8 protein-coding genes are annotated in these 7,956 nt (G+C 36.0%); all 8 read left to right on the forward strand.

Annotated features, from left to right (window positions below):
• Positions 1 to 82: 82 nt before the first annotated feature.
• The 8 genes from EV203_RS14370 (at position 83) to EV203_RS12785 (ending at position 7,678) form a co-directional block, all read left to right on the forward strand.
• Positions 83 to 427 (forward strand): serine hydrolase, encoded by a 345-nt coding sequence (locus EV203_RS14370; RefSeq protein WP_424945283.1) that lies wholly within the window; start codon positions 83 to 85, stop codon positions 425 to 427.
• A gap of 75 nt (positions 428 to 502) precedes the next feature.
• The gene (locus tag EV203_RS12755) at positions 503 to 1,300 is read left to right on the forward strand and encodes an electron transfer flavoprotein subunit beta/FixA family protein (RefSeq protein ID WP_132040853.1); all 798 of its coding nucleotides are present in this window, start codon (positions 503 to 505) and stop codon (positions 1,298 to 1,300) included.
• Positions 1,301 to 1,312: 12 nt separating this feature from the next.
• Positions 1,313 to 2,326, forward strand: coding sequence for an electron transfer flavoprotein subunit alpha/FixB family protein (locus tag EV203_RS12760; protein WP_132040854.1), 1,014 nt, complete (start codon positions 1,313 to 1,315; stop codon positions 2,324 to 2,326).
• Positions 2,319 to 3,728 carry an FAD-binding oxidoreductase gene (locus EV203_RS12765; RefSeq protein WP_132040855.1) on the forward strand — a complete coding sequence of 470 codons (1,410 nt, stop codon included), beginning with the start codon at positions 2,319 to 2,321 and terminating at the stop codon, positions 3,726 to 3,728. The genes EV203_RS12760 and EV203_RS12765 overlap by 8 nt, the downstream gene beginning before the upstream one ends.
• Positions 3,729 to 3,794: 66 nt before the next feature.
• Positions 3,795 to 4,946, forward strand: coding sequence for an N-acetylglucosamine-6-phosphate deacetylase (gene nagA / locus EV203_RS12770; protein WP_132040856.1), 1,152 nt, complete (start codon positions 3,795 to 3,797; stop codon positions 4,944 to 4,946).
• A gap of 120 nt (positions 4,947 to 5,066) precedes the next feature.
• Positions 5,067 to 5,309: a FeoA family protein gene (locus EV203_RS12775; protein WP_041587084.1), complete on the forward strand. Its 243-nt coding sequence runs from the start codon at positions 5,067 to 5,069 to the stop codon at positions 5,307 to 5,309.
• Between the two features lie 22 nt (positions 5,310 to 5,331).
• Positions 5,332 to 7,302, forward strand: a complete 1,971-nt coding sequence (gene feoB, locus EV203_RS12780) for a ferrous iron transport protein B (protein WP_132040857.1) — start codon at positions 5,332 to 5,334, stop codon at positions 7,300 to 7,302.
• 10 nt (positions 7,303 to 7,312) lie between these two features.
• On the forward strand, positions 7,313 to 7,678 hold the full coding sequence (locus EV203_RS12785) for a nucleotidyltransferase domain-containing protein (RefSeq protein ID WP_243700709.1): 366 nt from the start codon (positions 7,313 to 7,315) through the stop codon (positions 7,676 to 7,678).
• Positions 7,679 to 7,956: the final 278 nt, after the last annotated feature.

The following is a 7,956-nucleotide window of genomic DNA, read 5'->3' on the forward strand; positions in this document are numbered from 1 at the left end:
ATGGTAATATAAGCCATGAGATGCTCTTGTTGTGATGAGAAAATTAAAGAAAAACTAAGATATTAAGAGAAAATAAAAGATAATAGAGGGAGGTGGATATGGTACTGTAAAGTTATATGATAAATCTGTTCTTGATGAGTTTACATCTCTCAAAACACCGCCTAAAGGTTGGACTGATTATCAATACGGCTACGGTTGGGAAATAGCAAGAAGTAGTTATATGGGGAATTTAGTTTCAAGTAAAGCATTTGGGCATAGTGGTTTTACGGGGACCCAAATTATTTTTGATCCGGAGTATAATCTCCAAATTATAGTACTTACAAATAAACAAAACAATGGGGTTAACGAAAAGGGAATGTATCCAAGTACTTTTAAGTTAACCAGGGATATTTCCGATATTGTATATCAGTCGATGGTAAAATACTAGTTTTTCTACCTTTTCTCTATAGGAGATGTTCTATCTCCTTCTTTTTCTATATTATTTTTTAAGGGAGATGTTTATATGAGAATAATAGTCCCAATAAAACAAGTACCTGAGACGAGCAATGTAAAAATGGACCCTGTGACAGGAACAATGGTAAGAGAAGGAGTAGAAAATGTAGTAAATCCTCTTGACTTATATGCTATTGAAACAGCAATAAGGTTGAAAGAAGAATATGGAGGAGAAATAATTGTTGTATCAATGGGTCCTGAGAAAGCAATAGATGCTATAAAAGAAGCAATTGCAATGGGGTGTGATGATGGGATACTTTTATCAGATAAAAAGTTTGCAGGGTCCGATACATTTGCTACTTCCTATGTTTTGGCAAAAGCTATTAAACAAATAGGAGATTTTGACCTTGTAATATGTGGAGAAAGAGCTACAGACGGAGATACAGGACAGGTTGGTCCTGGTATTGCCTCTTTTTTAGATCTACCTCTTTCTACTTTTACAAGTCAAATCTTATCAGTAGAAAATGGGAAAATTACGGTAAAAAGGCTTGTTGAAGAAGGATATGAGGAAATTGAAATGATGCTTCCAGCAGTGTTAACAGTGGTCAAGGAAATAAGCGATCCAAGGTTGCCTACTTTAAGAGGCAAATTAAAGGCAAAAAGGATGGAAATACCTATATGGGATGCACAAAAAATAGGTGCTGAAGGACAAAAGATAGGGCTTAAAGGTTCACCTACAAGGGTTGTAAAAATATTTACACCTAAAGTGACAAGAGAAGGTGAAAAAATCATTGTGAAAGACGAAAAGACCTTATACCAGGCTGTTGATAGAATTATGGATTATCTTATCAAAAAAGAACTTATTTGAGGAGGCTTTATAATGGGAGAAGTATGGACTTTAGCAGAATTTCGACATGGCAAATTAAATCCTGTATCATTTGAATTACTAAACAGAGGTAAAAGTCTTGCTCAAAAATTAAATACATCTATTGCTTCTGTCGTGATAGGCTATAACATAAAAAAAGAGGATATTGATGAGCTTATCGCAAGAGGGGCAGATAAAGTTTATGTAGTAGGAGATAAACGACTTGAAAATTTTATTGTAGAAACTTATGCAAGAGTGATTTTGAGATTATTAGATGAATATAATCCAGATATATTTATAGCTGCTGCTACAACAACTGGTAGAACTTTAATGCCATATATTGCGGTGAAAAAACAAACAGGCCTTACTGCTGATTGTACAGTTCTTGATATTGAAGAAGAAACAGGAAATCTCCTGCAGACAAGGCCAGCTATAGGTGGGAACATCCTTGCTACAATAAAGACTCCTAATACAAGGCCACAAATGGCTACAGTAAGGCCTCATTCTACCAAACCATTGCCACCTGATAAAACAAGAAAAGGAGAAATAATATACAAACAATTTGATGAAGAAGTATTTACTACTACAACAAAATATGTCAGATTTATAAAGGATAAGTCACAGCAAATAAACATACAAGATGCTAAAATAATAGTAGCAGGAGGAAGAGGTTTAGGGAAAGCGGAAAATTTCAAATTGATAGAAGAGTTAGCAGAGCTTTTAAGTGGAGCGGTAGGAGCTTCCCGGGATGTTGTCGATAGAGGGTGGAAAACTTACCCTCATCAGATAGGGTTAAGTGGGAAGACAGTCTCACCAACACTATATATTGCAGTTGGCATCTCTGGAGCAATTCAGCATATAGCAGGTATGCAAACATCAGAAAACATTATTGCCATAAATAAAGACCCTGATGCACAGATATTTAAAATTGCAAATCTTGGGATAGTTGGTGACTTAAATGAGATATTACCCCTTCTCATAGAAAGAATCAAAGAGTACAAAAAGAAGGAGGCAAATTTGAATGTATAATAAGCTAACGCCAAAAATTGTGGAAGAATTAATTGGAATAGTAGGAAGTAATAACGTTATATACGATGACCCTGAAGCATTAGAAGCCTATTCCCATGATGAAGTAGCAGAAAAACATTATGCCCATATGCCGGAAGCTGTTGTAAAACCTTCGTCGGCAGAAGAAATAGCACAAATAATAAAACTGGCAAACAAATACAAAATTCCTATTACGCCTAGAGGTGCTGGCAGTGGCCTTTCTGGTGGAGCAGTACCTGTATACGGTGGGATTGTGTTATCTGTTGAAAGGATGAATAGAATTCTTGAAATAGATAAAGAAAATCTAGTAGTGGTTGTTGAACCTGGGGTTGTGACGAATGAGATTAATAATGCTGTTAAAGAGTATGGCCTATTTTATGCAGGATATCCTATGAGTGTAGAAACCTGCTATATAGGAGGAAATGTTGCAGAAAATGCAGGTGGTGGAAGAGCGGTTAAATATGGAGTAACTGGAAGATATGTGATAGGATTAGAGGTTGTAACACCGACAGGAGATATTGTACATCTTGGTGGAAAGGTAATGAAAGATGTTACTGGATATGACCTTATCCACCTTATGGTAGGTTCTGAAGGTACACTTGGAATATTTACAAAGATATACCTTAAACTTATTCCACTCCCTCAAGCAAAGGTAGATTTATTGGTACTTTTTGAAGATATGGATACTGCTATCAAGACTGTGCCTAAAATTATGACATTTGGCAGAATAATACCTACCTCAATAGAATTTATGGATGACTTATCATTTAAAACAGCATGTAAATATCTCAATGAAAAGATACCTTTTGAAGAAGCAGGGGCAATGCTTTTAATAGAACTTGACGGAAACAATAAGACAGAATTAGAAGAGCAGTATGAAATTATAGGAAACTTGTGCATGGAAAATGGCGCAATAGAGGTGTATGTTGCTGATAATGCCACAACTTCAGAGAGAATATGGAGAATAAGGCGGAATATTGCGGAAGCTTGGAAACAGTTTAGTCCTCATCAAAGTCTAGAGGATGTTGTAGTTCCTATATCTGAAATTCCTACTTTTCTCAAAAAAATAAGGGAAATTTCAAACAAATACAGAGTACCTATTCCATGTTACGGGCATGCAGGAGATGGGAATATTCATGCAACTCCCATAAAGCCGCCAGAACTTTCTATGGAAGAGTGGCATGAAAAGCTCGAGAAACTTCTTGAAGAAATGTATGTTGTAGTAAAGGAGTTGGGCGGTGTAATAAGCGGTGAACACGGTATAGGGCATAAGAGAAAAAAATATCTTCCATTAGTATTGGAACCAGCGCATATAGAGATGATGAGAGCTATAAAAAAGGCTTTAGATCCAAATCTTATACTTAATCCTGGGAAGATAATATAGAAGATAATATGGTATAATCAAATTATAGGGGATTACTACGAAATTACTAAAAGGAGTTGTTTCCAGATGAGAACTCTTTTATTGAAGCATGGTGAAATATACACAGAGGCAGAAATTTTGTATGGTGGGGATGTGTTAATTTCGGAGGGGGAAATAAGGAAGATTGGTAAGGACTTGACTGTTGAAAACGCAGAAGTAATTGATTTGAAAGGCAAAAAAGTAGTACCGGGGTTTATTGATATACATATACATGGCGGTGTTGGTTATGATACTATGGATGCTACTTATGAAGCGTTAAACAATATTTCTGTGCATCTTGCTAAACATGGGGTTACAAGTTTTTGTCCAACTACTATGACAATGGATGTTTCTGATATTTTGAAAGCCTTAAGAAACATAAAAGAAACAATGGAAAAAGGAGTAAAAGGGGCAAACATTTTAGGGGCATATGTAGAAGGGCCTTTTATAAGTAAGGAACATAAAGGGGCACAGGATGAAAAATATATTTTAGAGCCAAATAAAGAAATATTTGACCAATTTTATGAAGCAGCAGAGGGCAATATAAAAGTAATTATTTTAGCTCCAGAGAAAGACCCTTCAGGAGATTTTATAAAACATGTGATAAAAAAAGGAGTTAAAGTCTCTTTAGGACATACCAGTGCTTCTTATGAAGAGATGAAAAGGGGAGTGGATTACGGCGCAACGATAGCCGTACACACATATAATGGGATGAAGGGTTTTCACCACAGAGAGCCAGGAGCGTTAGGAGAAGTGTTTTTAGATGACAGAATATATGGAGAGCTTATATGTGATTTTATACATTCACACCCTGCAGCAGTTAAGTTGCTTGTAAAAATAAAGGGTGTGGATAAAATTATTTTAATTTCCGATGCTATGGCTGCTTGTGGGTTAGGGGATGGGGAGTATAGTCTTGGAGGGCAAAAAGTTTATGTAAAAAATGGAGAAGCAAGACTTGAAAACGGGACTTTGGCGGGAAGTACTTTGACATTAGATAAAGCTTTGCAAAATGTTACAAGCTTAGGTATTTCCCTTTTTGATGCTGTGAAAATGGTGTCTGAAAATCCAGCAAAGGCAATTGGGGTCTTTGATAAGAAAGGTAGTATCAGTATAGGTAAAGATGCAGATATAGTAGTATTGGATAGTGATTTGAGCGTGAATATGACAATTGTAAATGGTAAAATTATATATACCAAATAAAAGCCGCTTTTTAGTTGGGCGGCTTTTTTGTTGAGTTTTGCGTTGACAATTGCTTTGAAAAAATGTTACAATTTTAAGAGAAATATTGATAATGATTTTCACTTTTGGAGGATGCATATGATGGTAGAAAACGAAGTTATAAACCTTCTAGAATTAAGGGAAAATGAAGAGGGAGAAATTGTGTTCATAGATGCAGGACGAATGGCTGCTCAGAGGTTGAGCGATATGGGGCTTGTGCCAGGAACAAGAGTAAGGCTAATAAGGAGAGGGCCTTTAAGAGGGCCTGTAGAACTGGAAGTTAGAAATTCTCATTTGGTTATAGGTTATGGTCTTGCTTCTAAAATATATGTAAAAATTGCGTAGATAAAAAAGGAGAACTTGCGATATGAAGAAGGAAATAGTTGTAGCACTGGCTGGTAATGCAAATGTGGGGAAGAGCGTCATTTTCAATCAGTTGACGGGTATGACGCAGATAATTGGCAATTGGCCTGGGAAAACTGTAGAGAGGGCAGAGGGCACATTAAGGTACAAAGGAAGAATTATAAAAATTATAGACTTGCCAGGAATTTATTCTCTTTCGGCTTATTCTCAGGAAGAGATTGTATCCCGTGAGTTTATAGCCTTTGAAAAGCCGGATGTAGTTATAAATGTAGTGGATGCCTCTAACCTCGAGAGAAATTTATTTCTCACCCTTCAGCTTTTGGAACTCCACGTGCCAATGGTCATGGCTCTAAACCAGATAGACTATGCTGTAAAGAAAGGAATAGATATAGATGTAAAGAAACTGGAAAAGCTTTTGGGGATTCCTGTTGTGGAGACCATTGCGACAAAAGGAAAAGGGCTTCAAGAATTAATAGATAAAGTGCTTGAAATGGTTGATTCTTACAAAGGAGAAGATGTCTTTGCTTATGATATAGAAAGTGAAAAGGTGTTAAAATATAGACCTGAAATAAAAGAATATGTGATGAAGATTTATAAAATTCTAATGAGGTATAATGTTCCTCTTGTAAAATCTTTTCATCCTTTGTGGATTTCTTTAAAGGTCATGGAAGAGGATGAAGACGTAATTGAAAAACTTAAAAGCACTTCTTCAGGGGAACAAGCTTATAAAGAGATTGAAAAAGTACTTGGGGATTTGAAGGCAAAATTTAAAAGCCCAATTGGGACTTTAGTTACTGCTGACAGGTATGACATAGCCTCGTACATCGCAAGTGAAACTGTTTCAGAGATTCACCATAGAATTACCTGGACAGACCTTATAGACAATGTGGTCCTTCACAAGATATGGGGCTACGTTTCTATGGCGATAATTGTATTTCTGTCTTTTTACGGCATATTCAAATTCGGAGAATATTTTTCAGGTATACTGGAGGACTTTTTTGACCAGTTTAAGCCTTTGGTTTATAACCTCCATATTTCGGAGATGTACAAAGACTTTATATGGAATGGATTAGCAGAAGGAGCTATTTCTGCAGTTACTATCGTTCTCCCTTATATATTTCCATTTTATGTATTTTTGTCTATACTAGAGAATACGGGATATCTTGCTAGGATTGCGTTTTTAATGGACGAAGTAATGCATAAAGTAGGACTGCATGGGAAAGCTTTAATTCCTGTACTGATGGGATTTGGATGCAATGTACCAGCTGTGTTAGGGACAAAAATCTTAGAGACGGATAGAGAGATATTCATAGCCTCTTTTATGTCAACACTTGTTCCATGTTCAGCCCGCATCGTTATAATATTAGGGACAATAGGAGTTTTTATGGGACCCCAATATGCTTTAGCTGTATTTGCTCTTGATGTGCTTGTAGTATATGTGGCAGCATATTTTGCGAATAAAATAGCGCCTGGAAAACCTTATGACCTCATAATGGAGCTTCCGGGTTACAGAATGCCTGCTTTGAAGCCTACTTTAAAACAAATTTGGCTTAGGATAAAAGATTTTTTGTACGTAGCTTTGCCCATAATTGTGGCAGGAAGTTTAGTCTTGGAGATATTGAAGTATTCGGGAATATTCAAGTATGTTTCATATGTGATGGGTCCCATAGTAGTTAAATGGTTGGGACTTCCTTCAATAGTTGGCATAGTGTTAATTTTTGGGATTTTAAGAAAAGAACTCACTTTAATAATGCTTCTCACACTGGCCGGTACGACACAGGTTTCTCAGATTTTAACTCCCAAGCAGATGATTGTATTTGGAATTGTGACGATGCTGTATTTCCCATGCATTGCGACAATTGCCGCTTTGAAAAAGACAATTGGCTGGAAAAAGACGTGGTGGGTAGTTTTTGCGAATATAATTATTGCGATTTTAGTAGGTGGAATAGTAAATCAAATTCTTAATTTTATATGATTGTGCTATAATGGCAATAGGTGATAAAATTATGCCGTATATAATGCCTCAAAAGGAAAGGGAAAAATTATTGCTTGAGGAGCTAAATAGGGCCATTAATTCTATTATCCATTTAAACCCAGAGAAAATTGTGTTATTTGGTTCCCTTGTGAGAGGGGATATAAATTCTAAAAGTGATATAGACCTTTTAATAATCTGGGAAACTGAACTGCCATTTTTGAAAAGGTTAGAGGTGTTTTACAATGCTATACAGCCTAATGTTGCTATGGATATATTAGTATACACTCTAGAAGAAATTGAAAAATTATACGAAAAGAATAAATTTATAACAAAGGCTTTAGATGAAGGGCGTGTATTATATGAGAAGAGAAAGTAAAAGTGAATCCCAAAGATGGCTTATACAAGCTAAAAGGGACTTGGATGATGCTATTTTTGCAAAAGAAGGGGAAGTGGATTGCCTGGTGGCATACCTTCTGAAGCTTTTGTAGAAGAGGATGCTTTGTTTGCAATTGAAAGAGCTCGTAAGGTGATAAATTTTGTAGAAGAGAGAATAAAATGAGGCTGTCCAAAAAGATAAGTGGGTAGCCCCTTTAATTTTACTCTTTTGACATAGTGATATATTTTTGATACAATATATCAAAAATGATAATACAA

Source organism: Caldanaerobacter subterraneus (assembly GCF_004345675.1).
GTDB classification, from domain to species: Bacteria; Bacillota; Thermoanaerobacteria; order Thermoanaerobacterales; family Thermoanaerobacteraceae; genus Thermoanaerobacter; species Thermoanaerobacter subterraneus.

Excerpts from the sequence above, each read along its gene's own strand:
- EV203_RS12755 (WP_132040853.1), top strand. The coding sequence starts at position 503 with ATGAGAATAATAGTCCCAATAAAACAAGTACCTGAGACGAGCAATGTA.
- EV203_RS12760 (WP_132040854.1), top strand. The coding sequence starts at position 1,313 with ATGGGAGAAGTATGGACTTTAGCAGAATTTCGACATGGCAAATTAAAT.
- EV203_RS12765 (WP_132040855.1), top strand. The coding sequence starts at position 2,319 with ATGTATAATAAGCTAACGCCAAAAATTGTGGAAGAATTAATTGGAATA.
- nagA (WP_132040856.1), top strand. The coding sequence starts at position 3,795 with ATGAGAACTCTTTTATTGAAGCATGGTGAAATATACACAGAGGCAGAA.
- EV203_RS12775 (WP_041587084.1), top strand. The coding sequence starts at position 5,067 with ATGGTAGAAAACGAAGTTATAAACCTTCTAGAATTAAGGGAAAATGAA.
- feoB (WP_132040857.1), top strand. The coding sequence starts at position 5,332 with ATGAAGAAGGAAATAGTTGTAGCACTGGCTGGTAATGCAAATGTGGGG.
- EV203_RS12785 (WP_243700709.1), top strand. The coding sequence starts at position 7,313 with ATGGCAATAGGTGATAAAATTATGCCGTATATAATGCCTCAAAAGGAA.